The organism is Oculatella sp. LEGE 06141 (assembly GCF_015207605.1).
Classification (GTDB): domain Bacteria; phylum Cyanobacteriota; class Cyanobacteriia; order Elainellales; family Elainellaceae; genus Oculatella.
This window is the reverse complement of the sequence record NZ_JADEWO010000075.1, coordinates 1-25794: the sequence shown is the minus strand read 5'-3', so window position 1 is coordinate 25794 and position 25794 is coordinate 1. Positions and strand designations below refer to the sequence as shown.

Here is a 25794-nt window from a genome sequence, read left to right as displayed (position 1 = left end):
GACAAGAATAGCTTTTTGGTTAACCAAAAAGCTATTCTTGTCAACCGATACAAATAACTTATCACCTCTTCCTATTTAATATACTTATCGATCGCCTGCGGCGACAAGGATAACACCCTTCATAAGGCAGTAAACGATAAGGAATATAAAAGACGATCGCCACCCCTATAAAAGCTCAACCCCCAAAACTGCTGCCCTGTAATCGTTTCAGGCTTGCGCCTGTTTGTCCTGCTGAGTTCAACCTTATCACCCATAAGATCACATACCTTATCCTTATCGAAAGCTGCCTTTAATTGATAAGATACTCAAATCCATCCTAATCCTTATCGATCGCCTCTTGTTTTAATATCCTTATCATTCGTTGATGAATCACAAAGCTTTGTATAGCAGTAGTTCTAAGCTTTATTGAAAGACGATCGCATTTGACAAGGTTTAATATAGATAGCTATGCTAAGGATAGCGATAAGGATTAAAGCTTTATGTTTACTCCGCTCTCTTACTCCCACGACACATCCCGCAAGGAATTGATCGACCGCTTCCGCGATCGCATTGCTCTAGGGGAACGTACTAAATTGAGCAAGCAGGAACGCTCAGAATTAGCATTGCACTTCGTTGATAGGCTTGCACGGTGTAAGACAGAAGAAGAGGCGATCGCGCTCTGTAGGGCTGAAATTGACCTCTTAGAAGAAGGCTATCCAACCGCTAGTATTGCTAATCAATACCTTCCTGAATGGCGTAAAGCGATTTCTCTGGCAGTGGAAGAGGGCAGACTCCCTAAGCAAGACCTGGAGCCGAATCAGTTCGGCAAGTTTTATCCACATTGGGGTCTCAAACATCTGCTTTATCCCAATCAAGTTCATAAGACGCTCAAGGAGAAAACCACTGCCGCCAACAATCAGAAGCAGGACGATTTACAGCCAATCCGGGCTAACAGGTTCATTGCTAAGGCAAACGACCTACTTCAAGGAGAAACCCCTTATGAGTGGGCTGTGGGGCTTATAGCGGTCACAGGGAGAAGGTTCTCTGAGATTGTGGCTAAGGGAGAGTTCAAGCCCACTTCTCACCCTTACGCGATCGCGTTTCGAGGACAACTCAAAAAGGGCATTCAATCTCTAGATGAGGCGCAAACTTTCCTTATCGCTACTCTGATTGAAAGTGATAAGGTTATCGCTGCACTTGATAAGTTTCGATCGCATCCTAGAATTCAGGAACTTGCCGACCTATCTCCTGATGAAATTAATTCACGACTCAATACTTCAGTTAGGCACCACATCAAGCGCGAATTTGAAGACACAGAGGTTGTTCCAGTTCTGATAGGGGAAAAGAGCGTTTCGGCTCACAACCTACGGGGCATTTATGCCGAAATTGCGGTGCATTACTTCTGTCCACCCAATCAGGCAACCCATCGCTTCGTGCAGGCCCATCTAGGGCACATCATTGGTGAACGTGAGTTAGCCAACCGCAAGAATGCTGGTGCAACTGAGCATTACTTTCACTACCGATTGGTTGGGGCACAGGGACAGCAACTTAATGAGAAGGGCATCTTACTTGAGCGGTTTGGCGCGTTGCCTACTACTGTCGAACTTGAGCCAGAATCACCAGAACCACCCGCAACTGAAGAATTACAGGAGATTGAACCAATGACAACCTCTCAAGCTGAATCTCAGCCCAGTTCGTACAAGTCTCGCTCTTATGTGCCTGCTGAGTTAATGCATCAATTACACGATCTAGCGGCTCACAAGTTGAATGTTGATGGCTCTCATGCTGAGGTATTACAGGCAGTCATTGAATTTCTCCAGGATGATAAAACGCCGACGATCGCAACATCGATTGAATCCTTTGGCTCGACCTTCCAGTGGTTCACAACAGAGGTTGAACGGTTAAGGGAGGAGAATCGTTCATTGATCGCTGAGCGTGACCAGGTGCAAGCTGAACTTCAGCAATTGCAGAACCAGTCTCAAGACCAGGGGGAACTGGAGGCGTTGAGGGCTGAAAATCAACGGCTACAGTCGGAGGTATCGCAGTTTCAGCAAATTAAGCAGATGTTAGGGGGCACTGCTGCTACTGAGGTTCAGGCTAGCTCGATCGCTTCTCCATCTGGAAATGCTCCAACATCGCAACCGACACACCAGACCAAAACGACTGTGGCCTCTACCTCAACACAAAAGCGGATGAAGGATGAGGAGCAAGCTTTTGGCATGATTGGGGAGGCGATCGACCTTATCATGAACTGGAATGATCTCCCAGCAAGGGAGTTTAATCACAAGTGGTTTATCTCAGTTCCAATCATCCTCGAACTCATTCGGGGTAGTGGCTATTCCATGTCTCAAGGGCGCGTTCAGGCCGCCATGAAACAACGCAAGGAGGCGATCGACAATCATCATGACAATCATGGCTTGGGGCAACGTCATAACAGCCGTCATGATAAACCCATTACTGAGGATCTAGTGCTGTAGCTACAGCGTTTATACGCCTCAGATTCAACTGAAGGAGCAATTTAATTCAGGTCGGATTCTTAATCACAGTCAATATCTCGATTCATTCCCCTTCAATCGGAGCGAATGCACAAAAACGCGGTCAAATAGCGCGGAATTTTACTCCCTCAATCTGCGGTCGATTAGCGCGGGACGACCCAAAAGAGGCGGGTTACATAACGCAAATTCCCTCCTAGTAAGCATTTCATGCTCGATCGCTCCCGGTCAAATAGCGGCGGATCACGGTCAGTTATCGCGGGACGCGACATCTTCGGTGGGGGCTTCAATTCACCCCTACCTATCGACACACCATGAAAGACCTTCGAGAAGACATCATTACTCGCTACCGCGATCGCATTGCAACTGGGGAACGCACAAAACTAACTCAGGAAGAATTACATCGCCTCATTGAAACGTTTATTGAGCAGTTGCAGCAAACGACTACCCAAGAGGAGATCAAGGCTCTATGTGAGGCTGAAATTGCCCTTCTAGAAGAAGGCTACCCAAAAGCCACAATTGGCAAGCTCACCCTTCCGCAATATCGCAAAGCAATCAAGGCAGCAGAGGCAGAAGGAAAACTGCCTATGACCGAATTAACTAGCCGCCAATACACCTACACCAAACGCAACACCGGGGAATCTGGAGAAGCCCACGACCATCGAGCATTGGACTTTCTCAAGTATGAAAAATTTTTCTTAACTCATTTTGCTTTTGAGCAAATCTGTTGCAATTTTTGCAACTAATTTAAACTTTTTTGCCAATTATTCTTTTTGCTACTGAAGCGAATGTCAGTTGAAACAATAAGGTAGAAAGACTTAATTAAAGCTACTAATTTTGTACGTCTGAGTCTGACGGTTCTACCTGTGAATCTTCAGAAAAGCGTTCAGTTACTAGAACGTTGATTGTTAGCTTATGTGATATAGCTAGTATGATACAAGCATGAATTAATATTAGAATAACAAGAAGAACTAACAGAGGTAATAGAAGAAAAAGACTAAGCTGGATTAGTATTTGTGCTGTTGGTTCTTGACCAAAAGTCGCTAAAGTAATAACAAGGATTCCAACAGTAAAAACTTCCATTGGTATATAAGCATGAGAGCTATTTTGAAGATGATCAATGCTTTGAGTATTTTGATTAGCAGACTGAGTAAGATTTTGTACTAATCGCTCTATTCGCTCTTTATTCTGCTGATGACTTAACTTATCATCATATAAAAGAGAGTCAATATAAGGCGAGGAAAATACATCAAGAAGTCTGATTCTTTCGTCTTGGGAAAGGGCTAAGACTGCAAAGTTATCTGCCCAAATCTCATCTTCTAAATGTAGATTAGCGTTGCGTAAATGCCACTCTTTACTTAGTAAAACAACTGCAGATAATAGAGCTAGAAGAACAAAGATAGATTGAATAGACCAGGATACGTTCCACAAACTCCAAATAAAAAGGAGAAACAGTGTTTTATTTCCAACTTGTAATCTTAATTTGGAAAGCGAGCTATAAATCAGACTATGCCCTACCTCATGATGAACTACAAATTTGCCAAAATCTGTAATTTCGTCTGGTGTATCTCGAATGAAGATATGTGATTGACCAAATGGAGCTGTGTAGGTACAAAAACATGACGGACAGACGCCAGTAGTACCAACTTTGACAACATAAATACTAATAAAATCTTCAAGATTCACCTGAATTTTACTTTTGAAAATTCTATTAATAAAATTAATAGCTATTTTTTCGGGGCGAGTTTTTTCAATTTCTAGAAGGCTATTTGTACTTAAATAATCAATCATTTTATATTCAAAATAATCGCAGTCATCAAACTTTTTGAGGAAATTATCTAAGAGCATTGAGTAGACAAAAACAGAACTTAAGACAGTAGAAATATTGGTTATTAAAACACCTGCTGAAAATCCAGCTATTACCATTCCTAAGCTTATCCATGAAGGAAACTTTAATAGCACAACAAGCTGAAAAACAAAAATTGGATAAATCCATATTCTGAAAAAGAGATAATAAAGCTCAACTAACACTTTACGTTTTAATTGGTTCCAACGATGGCTTAGCTGCATAGTATCTCTTGAATTATTTAATTTTCTTCGTCTTCAATTGTGGTGTCTTCCAACTTTTTACACACTGCTTCACACAACTGATTGAGAAAATTTTCATCAATATTGGGTGGCTTTAATCCTCGCTTAACTATTTCTATCCTCAAAATATCTGGCTGAGGTTTTTCACCTCGTTCTTTTTTAAGGATGATATAAATACTGAGTGTGTTATTTAGAAGAATGGCAAGCAAAGCAAGAAATTGTAAAACTTGATTAGTGTCAACTTTAGACGCACCTTCTGGTGAGACATATTTTATTTTTCCTTCTGCAATATCTCGAACATTCGTTGACCCTACAATATTGCATTCTCTGGGAAAGCACTCTTTCAATAACTGAACAACAGTATCAGTTTTTTTCATGTTAAAACTGGTGGCTCTTTTTGCTTAATTATTCTACTCAACATGTACTGATATGGCGAAACCATTCAGCAATTGCATGGGAAGTTGGAGCATATTCAGCACGTTCATCCCTTATAATACTGAACTTCAACAACTATGCAATTGCACTGAAACAGACTGGCTCTACCGCTTCATTGAAGGCTGATTAAAACAAGCATTCCCTATAACCTTACCCATAGGTAAGGCTTCGATTCGCACCGGAGAAGACGGTAAGACGCTACACCTAGAATTCTTGAGATCGCTCGTCAATCACCCGTGTAATCCGACACTCGAATGACATCCGAAAGGGGAATCGTTCTCCTTCCAGTACCAGGCACGTAAACGGAAAGGCTGTCAAAATTTTCACTTTTCACTTCTACAGTCGTTTCAGTTCCTTCCTTCGACAAACGAGCAACAACCCACTTTTTTCCCGCAGGCTTTACAGGTTCTTGAGTCGGTTCAACAACGATAGAGGATGGCATTGAGGACAACTCAAGCTTGTCCAACCAGTCGTAAAAGCGTACCTTCAACTCTGGAGGGGCTACCGCCACAATCTGATCTTGGTGTACTACAGGGCATTTCTGATAGCGGTTGTAGAACGACTTAAACGCTTCCAGGGAATTGACTACTGCAAGTGCAGCAATTGCCTTCTCTAGTCGTTCTGGGGATAGCTCGTCACTTTCGTCTCTCCTGTCCAGGCTGTCCAGACTGGGCACTCTTTCTAAAATCTCTGAAACCTGCTCTGTATCAGGCTGTCCACCCTGTCCAGGCTGTTCACCTGGAGTTTGAAGATCTAAGACAGCTTCTTCAATTGGGATAGTTAAAAACTGCAGAGTTTCTATCTCCAAATTTGAAGCAGAACTTAGGGTGTGGACACTTGATCCAGGGTGGACACCCGCACTATGTAAGGGTTTCAGGCTGTCCACCTCAGAAGAATCAGATTTCCCAGAGTGGACAGGGTGGACACCCTCGCTGTGCAAGGGTTCTAGCGTTTTGGGACTCCAATAATCCTCAAACTCCTCAATCCCACCCTCAACACAACGGGATTTGATGCACACCCACTGTGGGTTATCTGGAAACTCGAAACTGCCACCCCCGCTTGACACAAAGACATTGGGCAACGGAGCAAGGAATTTCCAATGCGCGGGAATCCGAGATCTCACTCCGTTTACCATTGGAGTCCAGCCGCGATCGGCGTAGTTTCTTGGCAGCACTGTTCGCAAGTGAGCAATAAACTTGCTCTGACCTAATGGCGTGTACCCGTGCTGTTGGCAATAGGCAACGTACAAGGTGTGGAGTTGGCTGTGGCTGACAGTGGCATTCAAATCAGAGCTTGGACGTAGGCACAAATCAACAAACGACCGTGTAGAATCGCCGTACAGTGCCGCATCAATGGTCAACGACTTGACGCGATCGCTTGCGGGTGGAGACAGCAAAATTGCATCACGTTCGGCTCGCGGCATTGCCAACGCCCAACTGATAACCTGAGCTTTTGCCGCTTCCAGCTTGTTTCTGAGGTCGGGATCGGGTGCTACTGTCCGTTCTTTGACTGGAATTAAATAGGCGCGACGTGCCCACCCATCCCCGGCGTTTTCTACCTGGAGATGGTCAACTGAGGCAACCCAGAAACGGCAGTTCCAAAGCTTTGAGTAGGCAACAGGACTAAACAAAGCACGTCCAGTCATGGAGCCATTGTCTATCAGTTCATAGAAGGCTCTAAGCCCCTGTGAATAGCCCCCTACATCTGGGAAAGCGAAAATCCGCTTGCCTGTGAGGTATTGATGCCTCCCTTCTGGTGTAGACAAATCAGAGAAGTTTGACGCTGAACCTGCTCCCTCAATGCCGAACAAGCTGCTCCAGAATCGTCCCAGCGTTCCCTTGCCCCCTCCAGATTTACCAATCAGGTGAGGGAACCGCCCATAAGGAGCGGTAGGATCGAGCATCATTGAGGTGAATGCCCGGATCGGCTCTAACATATCCTCTCCGAACGACTCAGCAATGAAGTTACGGAAGACTTCAGGGCACTCGCTATTAGGCTGGTACTCGTGGGGAATGATGTTGGTCAGAAGGAATTCTTTATCGTGAGCCATCGTCTGACCTGTCCGAAGGTCAACTACACAATCGCTAAAGCCGAGTAGGTGAGCGTTGGTTGTCAAGATTTCACGCTCAAGCCGAGAGCGGCAATATTTGAATGCAGATTCCTTGTGCTTGTTGTTCTCGTAGGGGCGTGTGATGTAAGGGTTTCCATCCCGGTCAAAACTGACCTTGAAAGCTTTTTGCCCGTAGTCGCTAAGGATTTTGTGAATGTGTGCATCCGTTTTGCACTCCCAATGTCTGCCTGACCAGCGGTAGAAAGCAGAGTTGATTACTGTCCAATCCCCTTGCTCCCCACCAAACACAGCGCGGTAAGCTGACCCATCAAACTGCTGACGAGTCACACAATGCTCGAAAGGTAGCTTGAAGTCTTCACAGATTTCTTTGAAGGGTGCGTCTGGATTGTCGTCAGGAATGTTGCGACCGTTCTCACCATTGCCACCGTCGTCACCATTCCCACCGTTGCCGCCATTGCCGCCGTTCCCTCGATTGGAAGGGGGATCGCCACCAAACCCTTTCTTGTTATAGAGAGCTTCCAACGATTCCCGGATGGATTGAGGCGCAACGGCTTCAAACGTTTCCCGATCGATCTTTCTGATTCGCTTCCAGCAATCCTCCTCACCCCCGCAATGCAGCGCGGCTGGTTGGCATTGGGCAGGGTCAATTTTCTTGATGATCCGATCGACGCGATCGCTGTCAACTCCCAACGCCTCACCCGCCTGGTGAGCCAGTTCTCCTGCTGTGGAGTTGAGGGGGATGCCGCTGCCAGATGCCCAGCGTTCCCAGCCTGCCCACTCCTTATAAGCTGTAGCGATACTTGCAGACCGATCTCCTTTGCAGTTGTCGCCTTGAAGGACGGCTAACGCTGTTCGATTGCCCAACTGCTCTAGCGCGATTGCCCTGGCTGGTATGGGTCGTTGCGGTTTAGAGACGCGCTCTTTCTCCTGCTGCTTGGCAAGGGGGTAGATGCCAATCGATTCGAGGGAATCGATTTCAACGGGTACAGCCCGATTGCAGCAGCGGTAGGGGTTGCCAGATGCCCCAATTGTGGGAGCTAGTACCGTGAAACGTCCTTTGCCTAATGCCTCACCGCGATGTTTTCCACCTGGCTCTAGGGCAAAGTTCGTGAAGTCTGGTTGTTTTTGGGGCTTTACAGCAAGCCTCCACCCTCCACTATGGGTTTGCTCCCACCAAGAGTCTCGTAGACGGGGATGAGTGGCCAAAAGCCCGTAGAAGGCGCGATCGCATTCTTCCTGAGACTCGAATTGCTTGAGGTCAAAGTCAATCCAGATGTAGCCGCCCCATCCGCCCAGTGTCCCAATACCGTTAGATGTAGATGGGTTCTTCCACCAAGACTGAAGCTCTTTCTGGTTCGGTAAGCGATTCTGGTAATCCTGATGGCGCACCAGTTGGGGTTTGCCGTTGGGGTGTAAAAAGCTCGGATTTTTACCTGTAAAAAGTGGTTCTGGCTTGAAATCCTTTGATAGTGGGCAGTGTGCCCATACCTTTTTTTGGTCGCCCTTCACTTCTTTGTGATACCGATAGGGGTCTTGAAAAGGGGCAACGGGTAGGGCTGGTAGCCCCAATTTGGTGAGAAATTCAGCAACCGCCCGAACCTCTGAGTTCTGAATGTGAGTGAGCGAGATTGCTGAAGTTGAAACTGTCTGTGCGGATGCCATGAGTTAGAGTCCTTGCTTGCTCTGTAACGTTTGCAAGGAACTGGGCTTCCGCTGCCACGAATTCAGATTGTTAGCCTTAGCCTACAGAAATAACTAAATCACAAAAAAACGCCGAAAGTCCTACTAAGTATAAAGTTCAGTGCTATTGTGGTGATTCATCGTTGTAACGTAAGCTAAACTAGAAGTTGGATGGCTAACAACCTTCCAAGATCGTGGGTAGCGGTCAAAACCTTCGGCTAAGAAAATTTTGAATACCCTAAAGCCTTGTTCCTACAGGCTTTTTGCTTAAGCCCTTCTCCCATCGGGACGAGGGTTTTTGCAGTTTTAGACCTATTCGTATTTGGCTAACCAAGCCGCTACAAAGTCAAGCAGTTCCTCCTCTTGAATTACAAATGCGGTTCCTTTTCTTCTGAGGGCGAGCGTCTTGAACGTGCCAACTTCAGAGTAAAGCTCTTCTCGATGTTCATCGATCTTAGTCGGTGAGCATACTACTAAAACTTTTGCGGTGGGAGTCTTAGACGCTTCTCTTGATGTCATTCCAAACAAGTCTCGATTCTTCGTCAACCACCGCTCCTGATCGGATAGCTCAACGAGCGGATTAGGCTCCCACCGGCTAGCTCGACCTTTTTTCTTCTTAACTGAAATTTCTTCAATTGCTTCGTTGTAGATGATCTTTGTATTGCCCTTCGATCGCAGTGCAATAAATAGATGCGTCTTCTTGGGAAACCGCACGAACAGATCGATCGGATTCGCCTCTTCAACCGGAATGCGAAAGTAGATTTCTACCCCTTGCGCCTCAAACTTCTCTAAAAGCAATTTTCCAGTCTGCAACAACCGAAAAACCTTCGCGGCTCGCCATTGTGTCCACTGCATTACGGGAAATGCAGCCGCACTTGCAGACAACAAATACACCGGAGCCAAAGGAGCAGTCATCACGCCGAACAGTCCTGTAGCCGCGACTACCCAGCCCATTCCAATCTGTTTGTTCTCCTCTTTTAGTTGCTCGATCGCCTCCCAGTTGCGAAGGAGGAGCGGATTGGAGTCTAAGGTTTCTGCCACAGTACTCGCGAAAGAATGTTCTTCCATTGTGGCGTTAGTGCTGGGACTTGGAACCCGCATTGTTACACCACCTCCCCGGCTGCAAGAATCTCCTGAGCCGTCAAGTTTAACTGCTGGAACTGCTCAGACTCAATCCGATCGCTTCCTCGGAACTCTGCTGCTTTGTAGCTGCTGCCCTCCAGTTTCAGCACCCAGACAACCGATCTCGCTGGGTCAATCAGCCAGAACTCAGAAATGCCGCGCTGAGCGTATTCTTTGGGCTTTTCGATGTAGTCGCGGTCGTAGTTGTCACTTCCCGGCTCTCCTGGTGAAACCACTTCAACGATAAGCCTTGGAGCAGGCATATTTGATTCGATGAGCGATCGCCGATCTCGTTTCATGGCAGCACGAGTTTCTTCCGCCAATACTGTTAAATCAGGGAATCTGGAAGTCACTAAGCGGCTTGGTACAGCAATCTCAGTACCTCTGCGTAATAGATTGTAAGGAACAAATTGCAGAAACACAGAGAATAGAAAGCTTACTATTTCTAGGTTCTGGTCATTCTCAGCACCCATTTCAACGATTACCCCATCCACCAGTTCATAATTGCCCTCCGGCAGTTCAGATGGGTCTAGTGCCGCATACTCTTCAAAAGTCCTAAATCGTGATTTTGCTTGAGTCATGGCAATCTTTCTCCTATACCTTCAGCACTTCTACCGTAGGAGGCTGAATAATATTTAAGTCGAGGTTGGTAGCAATTCTCACAGGCTCTCCTTGAAATGTTCCAACCTCAAAAAGTGTTGTTAACTCTCCATAAACTTCGTCTTGAGCGTTTAACCAAGCCTGGTATCGTACTCTAACCTGCTCCTGTTGCTGCAATGTTTTAAGGAGTTCAGGCAACCACCCGTGATTGTGGAGCGGTCTAAGATTACGCCCTCGTGCAGCCTTGCAAGTTGTTCCTAACCTGGTTGCCATTGGCTGATTAATCAACACTTGAATGTGGTCAGTCAGCCCTACCATTGCCATTGGTTCTTGGCTGGTAAGAATGCGCTCCATCAGTCGAGCATCTTCTAACTGCATTTTCCGCAGTGTTTGATCATCTGATGAGTCAGAATCAATTTCGCCCTTTCCTTTGATTAATTCACTCGGTGTAATGCTGGCAAGTCGATCGCCTGTAGCAGCACAAATTTCAATCACCCCCCGAATGTTTTGGGCGGTTTCATTTAAATAACGAGCAGCCCCAGTTACAAAGTCTTTACCTTGCTCACAATCAGGAGCCATCAACATTAATCCATGATGGGTGGTTTTTAAGACCCACCCGGAGGGCAAGTAATCATGTAATTCCATTCGTCTGCTTCCCTCCATTTTTAAGTGGCAGGCTAGAGACAAACGACTCAGACAGCGTTAATGCAAGAGCTATTCTCAAAACCTCTACTTCAGAAGGCTCTCCCTGCCCGTCTCTCAAAAGTTTCAATCGTTCCAAGTCAACCCCTGAATTTTCTGCTAAGACTGCCCAGTTTCGCAAAACTAACTGCTGTAACGACTTCGGCGCTTCACCATCTGATGATGTAGCCGAACTCTGAACCTCGTGGTCGTTGAGGCTCATCTCAATTAGTAGGCGAATCTTCTTTGACATTGATAAAGCTTTCCATGCGGGGTCATCTCTGAAGTTTTCAATTCGCTCCCTCAATCCCTTGAGGTCAATGTTCAGGCGGTCTTGCTTCGTCATGCTCCAAGTTTAACCGCTTGGGGCTAAATCCATTCTATATGGTGATAAGTGTAAGTTGTGGTGATAAATGGTGATAAATGTGCTAACTTGATTCGTAGGAAGTGAGAGCCAGTTCCCACCCACCTTTTGACTACACCTGCAAAGTCAACATAGGAGACTGCGAATCATGTTTGAAACTCAAGCTACGTCAGCCTTTGAGCTATCTGTGGAGTCATCTGCCATGCAGCACGAACCCCTACTGCCACCTCCCTCTAAGCCTCTGAGCAAAGTTCTCAGCGAAGTTGCACCCACCCCCCGCGAAGGTGGTACGAACTTGCATCCGCCGATCTGGGAACCTGCTGAGCCACAGTTCACTAAGGCGATCGCAGAATATTACGGTGTCTCTCGAAAATCTGTTCAGGAATGGTTTCAAAAAATAAAGGAAGCTTGCCCCTGGTTCCCTGAATCTGACTTGAAACTGGCTGACGATCGCTATACTCCAATGGCAATTCACTTGATGGGACGTTACCGCACGTCTGGATTGCCTTTCAAAGCATGGAAAGCTCAAGTCTGGGAAGAGAACGCCGAACTGGTTACAGCTTTTCAAGCATCCCAGCAATCTCACGCTTCTCAGCAAACTGAACCTTCTGCAACAGGCGGTGGCGATCGCCCCGGTGGAATGGTTCTGCATACAGGTTCATCCCTTGCCCTGCCTGCGATTCCCGGCATTGTTTCACCCGGTGATGACACCGCTTATCTGACTCAGATTCAACAACGGATGCAGGAGTTTGAATCTCTCCAGCAAGCGGCGATCGCCCAGATGCAGGAGCAATACCAACAGGCTCAAGCCCTGAATGCTCAGTACCAGGAAGCGACCAGCCTCAGCGATCAGTTGCTTCTGCAAGAGTTCCAGTTGAAGGGAGTGCAGTTGGGATATACCGCCCTACAACTCAAGCAATCGGCATTCAAAGCCACAATCCAAGCGGCTGAAGCTGGCTCTCTTCCTGTGCCGGGAAAGTCGCAAGCCGAAAGCGGTCAACCGCCATCAGCCTAATTGTTTTGGCGATCGGTTTATTGCTGATCGGGCTAATTGTTCCTTCTTGCTTACAGACTCCTGACCATTTTCAACTCCATGAACAGCAGCAAACTCGCCGAATTGGCGACCGCGAATTTTGAACTCAATCGACTGGTGAATCAAATTCAACGCGCTCAAACGGCTTGTCATCTCACTGCGATGGACTTCCAAATCGCCCTTCAGTCAAACGATTTAGCTTTCACTCGCTATCAACAGGCACAGGTTGCTCTAGCCCTAAAAATTGTTCTAACTGCTGTCAACACTGTAAAACTCACTCTGTCGGGTTTCCGATGCTCTACAAAGTGGGACTACCCAAAAGGACAAACCCATGATCGCCACCGAAATTGAATTGCCAGAACCCTTGTTTCGTCGCCTGCAAGCCTTGCTGGATCTTTACCCTAACGAATCCATTGATTCCCTCTTCACACGAGCCATTGAGGCGTACCTAACTCAGCAACTTACCTGAAGTACTCCGGCGATCGCCCACCTCCCACAGATCGCCACCTCAACCCTTTACCAATTCAGGCTTTAATCATGCAGCAATATCTACAGCACCTTGTTCCAGATCGCCATGTCGGCTACCTCTTCCCCCATAGTTTGGCAATGGGCGCGTTCGGCGTGCAGAAGGAATACCACTTACTCAAGCACCGCCCCCGATTAGTTGAAAACCAACACTGGTTCAAACTTAAAGGGGCAGACCATATCGTTCGGGTCTACTACTCCCTTTCGGGTCTACTGAAGCTAGCCGATCTGATCAATACCCCGCAGGCGCAAGCCTTTAAGCAAGCCCTAATTCAACACTGTCAGGCGGGTGCGATCGTCAAAAGCCAATCAGCCCCCCTCTATTCATCTCCGACAATCCCCACCGAGATATACACTGAACCCGCCACCACCACGGCTTTTGAACCGAACGGTTCACCTGCTCAATCGCTTACCCCCGCCGATCCGGCCTACGCAGTGGCACAGTACCTCCAACCCGATATCTCGCGGGTGATGGAGCAGGCGATCGCCTCCCACACTCCCATGTCGGCTGGTGTGGTTCCTCCTGGCTCTCTGAGTCCACAAGAGACTGCTGCCCTAATTTTTGAGGCGCAACGGGTTGCCAGTGAGCACATTTTTCAAGCGCAACGCTTGGCCGCTGAACACTCGCAATCTCCTGAGATTCATCTGACGGTTAACCTCTGGGATCAATGGAACTCCTGGCTGGAACAGCAAGACGCTTTTGCCTTCTCGCTGGTAGCTGCCGGACTGATCGCACTGATGGGGGTGGGGAGTTGGTTGCTGATTGCCAGCGCTGTCCGTCCCGCCCCCGACTCGACTCCGAGCTACAGCACTCAAAGCACCTGGAGGTAAACCCAGCATGTACTACACCCGCCGCAATGTGGCTTATGCCATGTGGTTTCTAATTGCGCTAGTCGCGGCTTACTGTGGACTCCGCTTAGCCCTGGCCTATGGGCAAGCCGATCGCGTTCTAGAAATTGCGGCCTTGGCGATCGCCTATTCGCTAGTGTCCCTGGTTGCAAACGCCTCCAAGATTTTCGATTAGCCCAACCCTTCACAATAAGGAGACTGTTCAATGGCTGATACCTCTCGCAAATCCCGTTCACGCCGTTCTGAGGACGATACGTCTGGTCGTTCCAGTTCTCAGCGCCGCAACAGCAGTAGCAGTCTGTCTGCCCATTTCAACTTAGGAGACGTGGAGCATGGGTTGCAGTATCCCGAATTCGACCCAAACGCCCATTTTGCCACTGATTTATTTAGCGACTCTTCCCCTCTGCCTCGCACATCGAAAGTTGATGCGGATGCCGCTTGCGCTTCGATCGAGGAGAAGCGGCAAACCCTAAGACTGGCTCAGAGCAATATCGCGCTCAATCAGGATGCCGTCAGCACCGGAGTTGCGTTCCAGAAGCTGGTGGGCACCGTGATTGACCACGGCACCGCCCAAGTGAATAATCACACGAAATTCACGGGCTACCAGACGGCTCGCACCAACTTGGAAACGGCTCACGTCAAGTGGGGGCAAGCGCAAGAACGTCTCTACCAGGAGCAGGCGATCTTGGATGGCATGGTTGAACTCACCCCTTTAATCCGTGAGGAGTGGGAGCAAAAACGAGGCTTGAAACAAAGCCGAATTGCTGATTTGAAGCAATCGGTTTTTGAAGCCAACGCAAAACTGGATGCGGATGTTCGTCAACTGGCCAGTGCCGTTTAAGGAGGACGCCTGACATGGAACGAACCGAACTGCTCCAACAGTTGAAACAGCCAAGACTGATTGCCGATCTTGCCGCTGGCGCGATCGCCGTGTTGGGGCTGTTCGGCTGCTTCAGCGAAACCCAGGTCACCAAAAACCTGTCTCTGGCGGCATTAATGGCGGGTGTGGGTACATTGGGGGCAAACACGGCGATCGCCAGCCTCTATGCTGAAATCGCTGCTAATGTTCTCGATAAAGAACTCTCCCGGCACGGTCACGCCCTGCAACTGTCCGAGTCTCACGTCACGGAGCTGACCAACAAAGTTGAGGAATGGAAAGCCTTCTGGGGGCAAAAATACCAGGAGTTTGAAGCCCTCAACCTCCGATTACTCCAGACTCAAACAGCCCTCGCTACTGCCCAACAGGAAGCAACTGAAGCCCATCATTACACTGACCTCCTGCAAGCCAGTATCGATCGCCTTGAGGCGCAAATTGACTCCCTCAATGAGCAGGGAGAACAGGAACGGCAACGGGGCAAAGCCCTACAGCGACAGCTAACTGAGGCTCAAACCGCCCTGACTGCTGCCCTGTCGGACGTTGAGGAGTCTCGCCGTCATATGAATGCGCTCCAAACGCGGTTTGATGCTCTAGTGTCTACTCAACAGCAGGAGCGTCAACAATTTCATCACGCTTTTGAATCCCTGGCCATAAGCGTCAAACAGTCCATGTCTGAGGCAGTCATGGAATACCGCGATCGCCTGCTGTCGGCGATTGAAAGTAGTGCCCGTCAACGCCCTGGTGAGTACCGCGATCGGCTGCTGAAGGGGGCAAAGGAAAGTGCTTCTCAAACCGATATTGTTCCCCAGTTGCAACGCCTCGCGGGTGAGGTCAAGCACGTTGCTGGTGATCATCTGAATCACATTGCCAACCTTTCCCACTTCAGCGATCCTCAGTCCTTTCTTAAAGAGGCTTTCAGTCTTCTACAGCAGGAGTTTGAGGAACTTTCAGCCCTAAAGGTTAAGTATCGCAATACGCTTAACACGGGCGATAAGCTGATTTTCTACAGCGAGATTGCCAACCACCAGACAGAAGCAGATCGGCTCAGACTGGAATTGAACCAGTTCCAACAGAATTTCATCCTCAGAAGCCAGCATGAGGCGATTCTGAGCGAGTTCCGAGTCAAAAAGGATGAAGCCTTTCAAAGTGTGGTTGAGCAGGCAGAAGCCCTAGAAATTGAGCTTAACGGCGACACCGATCAGTACGTTCAAAAGCTCCTCAATCAAATCGATCTAGCGACCCGCGAGATTGCCAAACTGAAGGAGCAGATCGAAACCCTACGCCAGCCCCATAACTTTAATCCAGCCACCCGTGAAGACTTACGGATGGGCAACCAGATCATTAAATACTTCTGGATGCACGGGATTCTGCTCGATCGCGCTGGCAGCGACTACCGCAAGCATGAAGCCACCCTTCAGTTTCACACCGATCGCAACCCCCGGCTGATTTTGCCTGCTGACTTGAATGAACACGCTGACAAACTTCCTCAAGTGACCCGCTGCCTTAATAAGCCAGAGTTCAAATATGACTCAGAAACGGGGTTGATGTCGGTTTGGGTGCAACTGTCACAGAAGCCCCCAGTCGATACGGCTGCTGTGCTGAAAACGGTTGGTACGGCTGAAGACTTCCTGAAATATCTCAGTTGCAACCCAATTAGCTATCGGATTATTGGCGACAAGGGCAGAGGAAAAACCCCACTGATGGCGGTAATGGTGAGTCACTTCCTCAAAACGGGTGGGCGAAAGGGCAACGTTCCTAATGGAATGAAAATGCCCAAACTGCTGGTTGGGGTGTCCTACCCCAATGCTGATTTCTCCCAGAAAGACAAGGGACGCTACCCGCTCGAACCCTTCCTGTTTGCTCGAAATGACGAGCAGTGTAAAAAGGCGATCGGCAGCATCTACCAGGACTACCAGAGGCGGCGTGACCCGGCGATGAGCCAACTGGTTGATCAGTTCTTCCAGCTTTGGGTGATTGACGAGGCAGACAACACGCTGGACTTCTCTGCTGAAGGTTCTGCCAGTAAGATGCGCTCAATTTTTAACGATGGCGGTCACGGAAACACAGGCTGGATTTTTGCAGGGCAATCGGTGAATACCAGAGTCCTCAAGGGTTGGACGAATGACGATCGCAAAAAATCAGTTGAGATTATTCTAGAAGCCGCCAAGATTAAAGCATGGGCTAATGAGTATGGCTCTGACTATTACGGTGAAGATCGATTGAAGTCAATGCTTGCCAATGTTGATGCCATTCGGTCAGCCATTGAGAAAGAGAATGAAGCGATTGGTGATGAGGCAAAACGGTTACGCCTTGCTTTAGTTGCTGATCCAATTTCACCCAAATTATTTCTGCTTCCCAATCTTGATAGTGTCGATTTTGACGTAGAAGCCTACGGCAGTGTACGGATAGAAGCAGATGCAGTTCTGGCAGCAGGCGGTGCAGCAATGACGATGGGTGATAGCTCAAACCCTGATTCTGCCGTTGCAGCAACGCTGCCAGCAGACCCCTTCCGAGGGGGACGCTGCCCAAAGTGTGAAACGGGCATCCTCAGCAAAGTCAAATCTTCTAGAGGTAGCCGATATTACGTCTGCGACACCTGTGGTAAATCCACGTCTGAGAGTGTTCTTGCAGCGCAATCGTCAATCAATTCAGCCGAGTAATTAAATTCAGGAAATAGCCATGAACCGCTCTCAAATTATTGCCGCAGGTGGAGCGATCGCCCTGATGATTGGAAGCACGACTGCGTTATCAAAGACGAGAGCTGAAGGGGGTGTACATCCATCTATTCAAGCTCCTTCCGTTCAGACGCGTTCAATCTGGCCAACCCCACCGTCTATGGCTACTCTGCCATTACAGGCACCTGCTGCTGTTACTCCGTCCCCCATGCTGTCCTCTCCGACTCCAGTTCAAGCGGCTGTCCCAGATGACAGCCAATACCAGGTTCACAGAATCACGACCTGTGCAGGTCAACCTGGCAATGCTAACTTCCGCACCTATCCCAGCCTCCACTCCGCTGCCATTTTAGGAGCAGTGGTATCAGGTGAAGTGGTCTATCTGACGGGACGCACCGCCTATAGCGATGCAGTGAACTGGCATGAGGCGATCGCCCCTTCCCTTTCTCCGGTGTTTGAAGCCGGAGCGATCAATAACACTCAGCCAAACCAGTTAGGCTGGATTGCATCTTGCTTTGTTGAAGGTGACTAGAACACTATGGATATTTTGCTTTATTAGTCTGGGACTTCATCCATTGAGAGCTTGAGAAATTCACCGCTTCAATATCGAGGTTTGCAGTCCGAGAAGTTCAAGCATTCGCTATCAAGAAACCCAGCCAACGCCATCTCCAGCACGGCCTCTATGGGGTACTAACCTCAGCAGCTCGTCTTTCAAACACATCCTTATTTATCCTCTAGTTCGGAGGCAATTGCCTCAATTTGCATTTCTAACTGTTCTGTAGATGGGAGGCTATCTCTTAGAGCACCAGGAAGAGTTTCGCTGAGTTGAAAGGTCGAAACGCCGATCGGTTTGCCCATTTCTTGAAGGGCATATTCCACGGTTGTTTTGCTTTTGCTACGGCAGAGGATGATGCCGATCGTGCGATTGTCGCTGGGTGCCCGCAGGATGTCATCTACGGCGGCAACGTAGAAGTTCATTTTGCCGCTGAACTCTGGCTGAAACTCGCCCATCTTTAGGTCAATGACAACGTAACAGTGGAGCTTGACGTGATAGAAAAGTAGATCGAGCCTGTATTCTTTGTTATCGACTTCGAGCGGGTACTGGTTGCCGAGGAAGGCAAACCCCATGCCAAGCTCTAGTAAGAAGTCGCGGATGTGGAAGACAAGCGCATTTTCTAGCTCTCGCTCTTGAGCGTCTCTGCCCAAAGTCAGAAAATCCAGATGATAGGGGTCTTTGAGTAGGCTCTGGACTAAATCCGATTCAGCTTTAGGAAGCAGCCGCTGGAAGTTAGTAACGGCATTACCGACGCGATCGCGCAAGTTTGTCTCGATTTGTAGCACCAGGACGTCTCGACTCCAGCCATTCTCGATCGCCTGCTGGGCGTACCAGAGTCGCTCGTCGGGGTCTTTGAGCTTTTCGAGAAGGGCAATGTTGTGCCGCCAGGGCAATTGTGCAACGCTGCGTTGCACTAATTCGTTATTGGGGTATGCCTCCGCGAAGGTGCGCATGTATTTGAGATTGCGAGACGAGAGCCCTTTCATCTCTGGAAAGGCTTTGGTGAGGTCTTTTGCCAGTTGGTCAATGACTTTAGTTCCCCAGCCTGAATCACGTTGCCGCTCCAGAATCGTCTGCCCGATCTGCCAGTAAAGCAAGATCAGCTCACGATTAATGGCGATCGATGCTCGAACCTGTGCCGATCGAATTTGCTCCTTGAGGTCGGTGAGGAATCGGTCGTAGTTGAAGGGAATGGGGGAGGACAAGAAGTCAGTCACAATAAAGTTTACAGACTAAAGATTATTTTTTATTGATTCTTGATACTTTTTTCTTGATACTTTTATATTTAATCTTGAGTCTTGAGTCTTGATTCAACCTCAAGTAAGGCAGCTCGCAAGCTCTCTTCAGAGTCGATCGCCTGCCAATCTATAGGTAGGGCGCGAAAGATCTCTAAGGCTGCCTGCACCCAGGTTTCTTTTGGAATTTTGCGTCCGTGGGTACGTTTGCCCTGTTTGAGGAGGCTATCGAGCCAATCATTCATTTCAACTGAGAGGCGCAGATTGACTCGCTCTACCAATGCTTCATTCAAGAAGCTTGGTTCTGATTGCTTGATTACAGATTCTTTTTTATTGATTATTTTTTCTTGATTCTGCTTTCTTGATTTTTTGCTGGAAGAGGATATGGGACTATCATGGCCTGGTGCAAGTTTGATAGGCTCAGGAGTGGCTTGACTCTCCTCTATTGATTCAATTTTCAATAAACTTGATTCTTGATCCTGTAAGGTTTGATTACTTGATTCTTGATTCTTGAAATCATCGGTTGCAGGGGTTTCGGGCGAAACTGTTTTGCTAAAAATGCCTTGAGACAGGGGGTTGGTGCCTAAGGCAGAGCGAGGTTTTGCTTTACTCATAGATCGCGATGATCTCATCTACTAAGTCTTGATAGGCTTTTGATCCAGCCCCGCGTGGCTCGTGCTCAAAGATAGATAGGCTGAAACTGGGGGCTTCTCTGAGTTTGACGGTTTCAGGGATGAGAGTTTGGAAGACTTTGGAGCCGAAGTGGTCTTGGAGCGATTTGAGGACTTCTTTGCTGAGGTTATTGCGGGCGTCGAAGCGGGTTGCTAAAACTCCAGTGATGTCAATCGGATGGTCGAGTTGTTCTCGCACTAGGGAGAGTGCCCGTTCAATGCCGTTGATGCCGAGCAATCCCAAATAGCTCATGTCTACGGGAATCAGAACAGCGTCGGATGCCATAAGGGCATTGACCGAGAACACGCCGATGTTAGGGGGGCAGTCGATCAGTACATAGTCGTATTGGTTTGCGATCGCTCCAATTGCTTTTCTTAGCAGCAGCTCTCGACCGGGAAGCCCTGAGATGGGGATTTCTTCTTCGGCCAGCAGGATGTTGGAGGGAGCGACATCAACACCGCTCGCAGTAGGGAGAATTACATCTTTGATTTTGACCTGGCGTTGCAAGACATCCTTAAGCTGCTTTTCAATTTGCCAAATGGGAATGCCGAGCGCGGCGCTGGCATGACCTTGGGGATCGATATCGACTAGCAAGACTCGCTTTTGATGAAACCGCACGAGTCCGGTGCTGAGGTTGTAGGCACTGGTTGATTTACCCACGCCGCCTTTCATATTGAAGATGGCGAGTTTGTGAGCCACAGTTTTTGTCTCCTCACGAATCGCTTTCAACTCTAAATAATCTTGATTCAAGAGTCAATAGTATTGAGACAAGAAAAAAGAGTATGCAATACAGAATAAATAAAATTGAATCAAGATTATTGAAAATTGAAAACCCGCTTTTAGCTAATCGGCGGGAAGCCCCGTGCTCTCCCGACGCTCCCCGCCGATTAGCTAACTTCTGTTGGGAGTTTCTTTGTGTTTGTCCCTCATTTAATAACTGGGAACACGTCAAACCAATGCTGAACCGCAACCTACCAATCGTCTTCGCCATCAGCACGATCGCCATCAGCTTAGGTAGTTGCCTATCGAATCCACAGTCCGCCCTTGCACAGTGAGCAATCCAGCGGCTAACCCCATTGCTGCGACTGTCGTCTTCACTGGCGACGGTGATACTTCGAGTGCAGGCCGGAGGGCAGAGCGTTACTGTTCGGCTCGTCTGCACGGATGCCCCAGAATCCTCCCAATTGAGTGGGAGTAATGCCGCTGCACGGCTCAACTCCTGCCTAGAGGATTGGCGTTGACCTGAGAACAGTGGATGTCGATCGGTACGGTCGCACTGTTGCTGAGGTCTACCGCAATAAGCAATCCATCAATTTGTAAATGGTGAAGGAAGGTTGGGCTGTCGTCTACTGTCAATACTTGAGCGGTTGCTCGAATGGACAAGACTATCTAACTGCTGAAACCAACGCTCAACGGCATCCACATCTGGTAGTGCTAGATCTGCACCTACACGTCAATCTAGGGATCTGAATTGCTCCTTTGATGTCGCCCCGGTGCAACCATAATGGAATTTTGGAATACCCCTCGTTTCTTCTCTACTCGAAGATCGCTATCGATCTCCTATATCTCTAAGTTCTCGGGATCAGTATTCCTGTAGAGAAATCACACAGGCCACAGGTGAAAAAAACAATTCAGGGGATGCAGATAAGAAACGATTGTGCTCTAGAACAATTGGAGTGATTTATCGTTCCATCTGGGATTGGTTCCGCTTCCGCTTGATTTTGGCTTGTGCCTGTTGGTTTGCAAGCATCTGCTGATGGTGTCTGCGTGCTTGTAATTGTTGAACTAACCGCTCGATCGCCTCACAGTCTTTCTGCGTTAGTCCATATCCGCGATACCCCACAGCAGTCCATTCCAGTATTTTGTCTTCAGTAGAACTGGTGGCTTGTTGCTGGTAGCGATAAAGCTCCGGTTGGTCACTATCTGAAACCTGGATTCTATAGTTCTCGAATGTGATCTGGCTCAGGGAGGGTCTGCTCGTTTTGACCCGTTCCCAAATCGTCCGAATAACTGGAAGAATACGGTTCACATAATCCTGCTGCTCTTTGCTCAATAGGTCTGGTTGTTCATCGGGTTGTGGTGCCTGGGTGGGTGGAGATGAGACGGCAAAACTTGGGAGTGCTGTTCCAATCTCTCCAGGCGATCGTTGATCTGGTCGAGCTGAGTTAAGAGCGGCTCTAAGCTTTTGTGCAACCCGTTCTCCAATACGTGAGCCAAGGTTTGGGTCAAGGTTGATTCCACAAAACGGTGGTTGAGCGGATTGATCTGAGTTGGCAAAACTTGGGAGTGTTGTTCCAGTTTCTCCAGGCGATCGTTGAGTTGATCGAGTTGAGTTAAGAGCGGCTCTAAGCTTCTGAGCAACCCGTTCTCCAATACGTGAGCCAAGGTTTGGGTCAAGGCTAATTCTAAGACGCTTTGCTCGCAGGCGATCGCGACGGATGGTGATTTCGATGCTTTGCGAGGTCTTGGCATGAGGGGTAATCCAATAGAGTTGAGTGGATGAAGTAGCGTTCTGGTTGAGATTGTTATTCGGTTCTGGCAATTCTGGCAATTCTGGCAATTCTGGTACTTGAACAGGTTCGAGTAATTGCTGCAACGCTGGTTCTCGTTGGAGAGCCGATTGAGTGATGTACGTTTCTGGGTCAGACGGCAGTGGTATCAGTTCTCGATTGGATTGAATGGCAGCTTGCAATATGTGGAATGGGTACTGTCCCAAATGGTGTTCCAACATGAATCGTTCAATGTGTCTGCGCTTCAGTTCCTGGCTTGTCGCCTTGTCTGGTTCTTCGTTTAGTTCTTCGTTTGTCGCCCTGTCTGGTTCTTCAACTGGTTCTTCGTTTAGTTCTTCAACTGGTTCTTCGTTTGTCGCCTTGTCTAGTTCTTCGTTTGGTTCACTTAGATGACGAATGGCTTCATCAATCAGGGCGATCGCCCTGAGTTGATTCGGTTGAAGTTTGGGATTGACTTCGGGTTCAGGTATCGGGGGCAATGCCAGATTGTGAGTGTCAAGCATGTTCAGCCAGTTTTGTTGTAGAACATCACGAGCGATCGCCTTTGCTTTATTCCTGCGAGTGCGGAGGGCAGCTTGTTCCCGTTGATGGGCAGAAGGAGTTCTATTCAGCGTTTCCTCTACATTTGCTAAATAGGCTTTGATCTCCTTTCTTCGAGTTGAATAACTGTCCCTTACCTCTTGGCTGTATCCAGCCAGTTCAAACTGACCGTTCGCCAAGGGCGTGATTTCGTAACCGACTTGTTGAAGTTGATAAGCTAATTCGTTCTGATAAATCTGTCCTAGCAACTTCTGGTGAATGAAAACGGCTTCGTTACTCATGCTTTGCCATCGCCCTGACCGCTGCGTTGCATTCATCACAACACAGTGGGTATGGAGTTGTGGTTCTTGTTCTCGGTTGGTGTGATGGCGAAAGGTGGCAGCAATGATATTCCCAGTATGAACATGAACCTGGGTGCCATTGTTGCTGATTCTGGTTCTCGAAAAGCGTTGCTCAAGAATACTCAGTGTTATTCCAACAGCCTGGTTATGAGCAGCAACAACCCGGCGATCGCCCTGGATGAGTGCAGCGATCGAGACACTTTTAGGCGCACTCAAGGTATAGTCTGTTCCGGCTCGATGCGTTCTAGGATTGATTCGCTTGGCGTGTAGCCGTTGACCCTCTGGACTGTACCCGTGTAGGAGCTGCTTGAAGTCAGATGAATCAACTTCACCTTGCAACCCCAAGGCGATCGCTCCAGTACCAAACCATTGACTATCTCTAATTGGCAAGTTTGTATTGGCACTGGATTCAGTGCTGGTGTAGTAATCATCCTTCTCGTAGTAACTTTCTGCTTGGGATGCAGAAAGATTCTTTATTGTCATCATCGGCAGTATCCCCGGTGTGGGTTGGTGGGTAACAATCGATATGACGCTATAAAATCCTTAAAAGCATTGATGTTGAACGAATACAGCGACTTTATAACATTTTAACCTGAAAAGATAGCGTAGTGTGTGAAAGATCTAAAAGCCGAGACGCTTTCAGGGAGTGGATTGTAGGGTGACAATATAGGAGAAAAAACAGGAATTACTTGGAGACGATGTAACTGGATATAAATCAATATCTAACAGGAATTCTAATGCGAATAGCACTCATTCGAGTTCTAGGAATGATTTAGGAATCGGACGTAGCACGGTAGCCAGGAACGAATCATAGAACGGTAGTGAGGAATAGCGCTAGTTGAAATTGGTTGGCACTATAGGGCGATCGTGAAGCAGGATATCAAGCTCAATCTGGGAATTGAACGTCAAGCTGTCGCAAGAGATGCCTCAAGTTCAGTCGGCACGGCAGATCAAGAGCCAATTCGGTTCAGATTTGAGATTGGGCACGATACGACAGCTAAAAATAAAAAAATCAACTTTTTGCATAAAAATGGGCTCGCCAGTCGATATATCTAACAGGTGGGGGTGAAACCACCAATTTGTTTCTTATCCCTTATTGATTTCCATGCCAAAAATCTACACGCTTGATCAACTTGAAGCGATCCATAACTCATTGATTGAATTAACCCGTCAGTCAAAAACTAAATTCATCATTGGGCAAGCGATCGGCCAGTCACTTGACTCCATTCTGTTGGCGTTGAAATTGCACATATATAAGGATGTGGCATTGTTTTTGCAAAACAATGGGTGCGATGACATTGTTCATGCATTCAAATACCATGTGCAGGAATGTAAGCGAGGCAAGACGAAGCTAAAGCGCAGAAAGCTCCCAAGAGCGTGAAAAACCTCCCATCAAGTCGATCGAAGACCCACTTAAAGAATTGAGTGTGGCACCGTAGCTAGAACCAAACTCTTTGCACTCTTTGCATCAATCCTGCTGATCTACAAATGAATTAGTAGCGGGGTTGAAACCACTAATGTTCTCCACCACAAGCACCTCCCATGACGAAAGTTGAATACACTGCCGAACAAATTAAACATGGCTATCAATTGCTGAATGATTTGGCCCGTCAGCCAAGAACCCGATTTACGATGCAGCAATCGATAGCAGAATTGCTCGAACCGATTCAGCTTGCGTTGAAAACGCACACGTATGAAGAAGTCGCATCTGATTTGAAGTTGTGTGGGATTGAAATCAAACCCAGCACACTCAAGAAATATGTGACGCGCTGTGTTCGAGATGGTCAACCGGGAACTGAGCCTAGCAATGCAGAACCACAGGCAACTGATGAGCAAAAGATTGATTCTCAGACTTTCAACTGCAAAACGTCTGAGCAAGAGAGCATCGCTTTAGACCTCCCATCTAAAGACAATTTAGAGAATGGCTCGACTCCCGATTTAGGAACGCCTGAATCTGCTTTGTCCACACCACCAGTAGAAACGGCAAAGTTGCCCTCATTAGATTCTTTGACGATCGACCAATCTGAGAATCAATCAGGAATGGGTGAGAGCCAGGAGCAGGAGAAAGAAAAACAAGCTTCTTCAGACTGTTCAGAACCGACCTCCGAAAACAGTTTGGAGAATGGTTCGCCTCCAACGTCGGCAACCCTAACTCCTGAACCTTCTCCATCAGTGCAGGGTGAGACCAAACAGAAGTCATCTCCTTGGGTTGAGCCGGAATTCAATCTCAATCGAGTTAGACCTAAAAGGGATCAGTAAAAATGGCATCCGCTGAATCATCAAAACCGACAAATCGCATTGTTTTGATCCTGGGTGGCAAAGGAGGAACGGGAAAGACTCTGTTTGAGACTGTTCTGAATTTTGTGTAAGCGGTCTAAAATCCCAGTAACTCAGGAGACCGCATCATGGTACGCAAGAAGAAAGAACCCAATCGCGTTGATGAAATGCTCGATGAACTGTTGGCAGACTGCC

22 protein-coding genes are annotated in these 25794 nt (G+C 47.9%); 10 read left to right on the top strand and 12 right to left on the bottom strand.

Annotation, left to right across the window (positions count from 1 at the left end; all coding sequences use genetic code 11):
* The first annotated feature begins 479 nt into the window (after positions 1 to 479).
* The gene (locus tag IQ268_RS28740; RefSeq protein ID WP_193886326.1) at positions 480 to 2456 is read left to right on the top strand and encodes a protelomerase family protein; all 1977 of its coding nucleotides are present in this window, start codon (positions 480 to 482) and stop codon (positions 2454 to 2456) included.
* Between the two features lie 329 nt (positions 2457 to 2785).
* Positions 2786 to 3217: a protelomerase family protein gene (locus IQ268_RS28735; RefSeq protein ID WP_193886324.1), complete on the top strand. Its 432-nt coding sequence runs from the start codon at positions 2786 to 2788 to the stop codon at positions 3215 to 3217.
* 85 nt (positions 3218 to 3302) lie between these two features.
* Here IQ268_RS28735 and IQ268_RS28730 read toward each other — a convergent pair whose 3' ends face one another.
* The 7 genes from IQ268_RS28730 to IQ268_RS28700 all read right to left on the bottom strand — a co-directional run bounded on the left by IQ268_RS28730 (position 3303) and on the right by IQ268_RS28700 (position 11494).
* Positions 3303 to 4541, bottom strand: coding sequence for a hypothetical protein (locus tag IQ268_RS28730; protein WP_193886322.1), 1239 nt, complete (start codon positions 4539 to 4541; stop codon positions 3303 to 3305).
* A gap of 17 nt (positions 4542 to 4558) precedes the next feature.
* A complete protein-coding gene (locus IQ268_RS28725; protein ID WP_193886319.1) occupies positions 4559 to 4936 on the bottom strand; it encodes a hypothetical protein in 378 nt (125 codons plus the stop codon).
* Between the two features lie 284 nt (positions 4937 to 5220).
* Entirely contained in the window at positions 5221 to 8727 is a 3507-nt protein-coding gene (locus IQ268_RS28720; RefSeq protein WP_193886317.1) for a bifunctional DNA primase/polymerase, read from the bottom strand.
* A gap of 330 nt (positions 8728 to 9057) precedes the next feature.
* The gene (locus IQ268_RS28715; protein WP_228035813.1) at positions 9058 to 9813 is read right to left on the bottom strand and encodes a hypothetical protein; all 756 of its coding nucleotides are present in this window, start codon (positions 9811 to 9813) and stop codon (positions 9058 to 9060) included.
* Between the two features lie 35 nt (positions 9814 to 9848).
* Complete coding sequence (locus IQ268_RS28710; protein WP_193886313.1) at positions 9849 to 10448, bottom strand: Uma2 family endonuclease; 600 nt, start codon at positions 10446 to 10448, stop codon at positions 9849 to 9851.
* 13 nt (positions 10449 to 10461) lie between these two features.
* Positions 10462 to 11112 carry a hypothetical protein gene (locus IQ268_RS28705; protein WP_193886310.1) on the bottom strand — a complete coding sequence of 217 codons (651 nt, stop codon included), beginning with the start codon at positions 11110 to 11112 and terminating at the stop codon, positions 10462 to 10464.
* Positions 11099 to 11494, bottom strand: coding sequence for a hypothetical protein (locus IQ268_RS28700; protein ID WP_193886308.1), 396 nt, complete (start codon positions 11492 to 11494; stop codon positions 11099 to 11101). The genes IQ268_RS28705 and IQ268_RS28700 overlap by 14 nt, the downstream gene beginning before the upstream one ends.
* Positions 11495 to 11660: 166 nt before the next feature.
* Between IQ268_RS28700 and IQ268_RS28695 the strand changes: the two genes are divergently transcribed.
* The 7 genes from IQ268_RS28695 to IQ268_RS28665 all read left to right on the top strand — a co-directional run bounded on the left by IQ268_RS28695 (position 11661) and on the right by IQ268_RS28665 (position 18000).
* Complete coding sequence (locus tag IQ268_RS28695) at positions 11661 to 12527, top strand: hypothetical protein (protein ID WP_193886306.1); 867 nt, start codon at positions 11661 to 11663, stop codon at positions 12525 to 12527.
* 78 nt (positions 12528 to 12605) lie between these two features.
* Positions 12606 to 12896 carry a hypothetical protein gene (locus IQ268_RS28690; RefSeq protein WP_193886304.1) on the top strand — a complete coding sequence of 97 codons (291 nt, stop codon included), beginning with the start codon at positions 12606 to 12608 and terminating at the stop codon, positions 12894 to 12896.
* A 186-nt stretch (positions 12897 to 13082) separates the two neighbouring features.
* Positions 13083 to 13901 (top strand): hypothetical protein, encoded by an 819-nt coding sequence (locus IQ268_RS28685; protein WP_193886302.1) that lies wholly within the window; start codon positions 13083 to 13085, stop codon positions 13899 to 13901.
* A gap of 7 nt (positions 13902 to 13908) precedes the next feature.
* The gene (locus tag IQ268_RS28680) at positions 13909 to 14094 is read left to right on the top strand and encodes a hypothetical protein (protein WP_193886300.1); all 186 of its coding nucleotides are present in this window, start codon (positions 13909 to 13911) and stop codon (positions 14092 to 14094) included.
* A 30-nt stretch (positions 14095 to 14124) separates the two neighbouring features.
* Entirely contained in the window at positions 14125 to 14760 is a 636-nt protein-coding gene (locus IQ268_RS28675) for a hypothetical protein (RefSeq protein ID WP_193886297.1), read from the top strand.
* A gap of 14 nt (positions 14761 to 14774) precedes the next feature.
* Entirely contained in the window at positions 14775 to 17456 is a 2682-nt protein-coding gene (locus tag IQ268_RS28670) for a hypothetical protein (protein ID WP_193886295.1), read from the top strand.
* A 19-nt stretch (positions 17457 to 17475) separates the two neighbouring features.
* Positions 17476 to 18000 carry a hypothetical protein gene (locus tag IQ268_RS28665; protein WP_193886292.1) on the top strand — a complete coding sequence of 175 codons (525 nt, stop codon included), beginning with the start codon at positions 17476 to 17478 and terminating at the stop codon, positions 17998 to 18000.
* A 191-nt stretch (positions 18001 to 18191) separates the two neighbouring features.
* Here the strand turns inward: IQ268_RS28665 and IQ268_RS28660 are convergent, their stop codons facing one another.
* The 5 genes from IQ268_RS28660 to mobF all read right to left on the bottom strand — a co-directional run bounded on the left by IQ268_RS28660 (position 18192) and on the right by mobF (position 23808).
* Complete coding sequence (locus IQ268_RS28660) at positions 18192 to 19241, bottom strand: PDDEXK nuclease domain-containing protein (protein WP_339383697.1); 1050 nt, start codon at positions 19239 to 19241, stop codon at positions 18192 to 18194.
* Between the two features lie 68 nt (positions 19242 to 19309).
* Positions 19310 to 19873, bottom strand: coding sequence for a hypothetical protein (locus tag IQ268_RS28655; protein WP_193886290.1), 564 nt, complete (start codon positions 19871 to 19873; stop codon positions 19310 to 19312).
* Positions 19866 to 20630: a ParA family protein gene (locus tag IQ268_RS28650; RefSeq protein ID WP_193886288.1), complete on the bottom strand. Its 765-nt coding sequence runs from the start codon at positions 20628 to 20630 to the stop codon at positions 19866 to 19868. The genes IQ268_RS28655 and IQ268_RS28650 overlap by 8 nt, the downstream gene beginning before the upstream one ends.
* 513 nt (positions 20631 to 21143) lie before the next feature.
* Positions 21144 to 21314, bottom strand: coding sequence for a hypothetical protein (locus IQ268_RS28645; RefSeq protein WP_193886286.1), 171 nt, complete (start codon positions 21312 to 21314; stop codon positions 21144 to 21146).
* 298 nt (positions 21315 to 21612) lie between these two features.
* Positions 21613 to 23808 (bottom strand): MobF family relaxase, encoded by a 2196-nt coding sequence (mobF, locus tag IQ268_RS28640; protein WP_193886284.1) that lies wholly within the window; start codon positions 23806 to 23808, stop codon positions 21613 to 21615.
* Between the two features lie 1056 nt (positions 23809 to 24864).
* On the opposite strand from mobF, the gene IQ268_RS28635 reads away from it, so the two are divergent.
* Positions 24865 to 25581 carry a hypothetical protein gene (locus IQ268_RS28635; RefSeq protein ID WP_193886282.1) on the top strand — a complete coding sequence of 239 codons (717 nt, stop codon included), beginning with the start codon at positions 24865 to 24867 and terminating at the stop codon, positions 25579 to 25581.
* Positions 25582 to 25794 lie beyond the last annotated feature (213 nt).

What these genes read in the sequence shown, in the direction of transcription:
- IQ268_RS28740 (WP_193886326.1), top strand. Translation starts at nt 480, where the DNA reads ATGTTTACTCCGCTCTCTTACTCCCACGACACATCCCGCAAGGAATTG.
- IQ268_RS28735 (WP_193886324.1), top strand. Translation starts at nt 2,786, where the DNA reads ATGAAAGACCTTCGAGAAGACATCATTACTCGCTACCGCGATCGCATT.
- IQ268_RS28730 (WP_193886322.1), bottom strand. Translation starts at nt 4,541, where the DNA reads ATGCAGCTAAGCCATCGTTGGAACCAATTAAAACGTAAAGTGTTAGTT.
- IQ268_RS28725 (WP_193886319.1), bottom strand. Translation starts at nt 4,936, where the DNA reads ATGAAAAAAACTGATACTGTTGTTCAGTTATTGAAAGAGTGCTTTCCC.
- IQ268_RS28720 (WP_193886317.1), bottom strand. Translation starts at nt 8,727, where the DNA reads ATGGCATCCGCACAGACAGTTTCAACTTCAGCAATCTCGCTCACTCAC.
- IQ268_RS28715 (WP_228035813.1), bottom strand. Translation starts at nt 9,813, where the DNA reads ATGGAAGAACATTCTTTCGCGAGTACTGTGGCAGAAACCTTAGACTCC.
- IQ268_RS28710 (WP_193886313.1), bottom strand. Translation starts at nt 10,448, where the DNA reads ATGACTCAAGCAAAATCACGATTTAGGACTTTTGAAGAGTATGCGGCA.
- IQ268_RS28705 (WP_193886310.1), bottom strand. Translation starts at nt 11,112, where the DNA reads ATGGAATTACATGATTACTTGCCCTCCGGGTGGGTCTTAAAAACCACC.
- IQ268_RS28700 (WP_193886308.1), bottom strand. Translation starts at nt 11,494, where the DNA reads ATGACGAAGCAAGACCGCCTGAACATTGACCTCAAGGGATTGAGGGAG.
- IQ268_RS28695 (WP_193886306.1), top strand. Translation starts at nt 11,661, where the DNA reads ATGTTTGAAACTCAAGCTACGTCAGCCTTTGAGCTATCTGTGGAGTCA.
- IQ268_RS28690 (WP_193886304.1), top strand. Translation starts at nt 12,606, where the DNA reads ATGAACAGCAGCAAACTCGCCGAATTGGCGACCGCGAATTTTGAACTC.
- IQ268_RS28685 (WP_193886302.1), top strand. Translation starts at nt 13,083, where the DNA reads ATGCAGCAATATCTACAGCACCTTGTTCCAGATCGCCATGTCGGCTAC.
- IQ268_RS28680 (WP_193886300.1), top strand. Translation starts at nt 13,909, where the DNA reads ATGTACTACACCCGCCGCAATGTGGCTTATGCCATGTGGTTTCTAATT.
- IQ268_RS28675 (WP_193886297.1), top strand. Translation starts at nt 14,125, where the DNA reads ATGGCTGATACCTCTCGCAAATCCCGTTCACGCCGTTCTGAGGACGAT.
- IQ268_RS28670 (WP_193886295.1), top strand. Translation starts at nt 14,775, where the DNA reads ATGGAACGAACCGAACTGCTCCAACAGTTGAAACAGCCAAGACTGATT.
- IQ268_RS28665 (WP_193886292.1), top strand. Translation starts at nt 17,476, where the DNA reads ATGAACCGCTCTCAAATTATTGCCGCAGGTGGAGCGATCGCCCTGATG.
- IQ268_RS28655 (WP_193886290.1), bottom strand. Translation starts at nt 19,873, where the DNA reads ATGAGTAAAGCAAAACCTCGCTCTGCCTTAGGCACCAACCCCCTGTCT.
- mobF (WP_193886284.1), bottom strand. Translation starts at nt 23,808, where the DNA reads ATGATGACAATAAAGAATCTTTCTGCATCCCAAGCAGAAAGTTACTAC.
- IQ268_RS28635 (WP_193886282.1), top strand. Translation starts at nt 24,865, where the DNA reads ATGACGAAAGTTGAATACACTGCCGAACAAATTAAACATGGCTATCAA.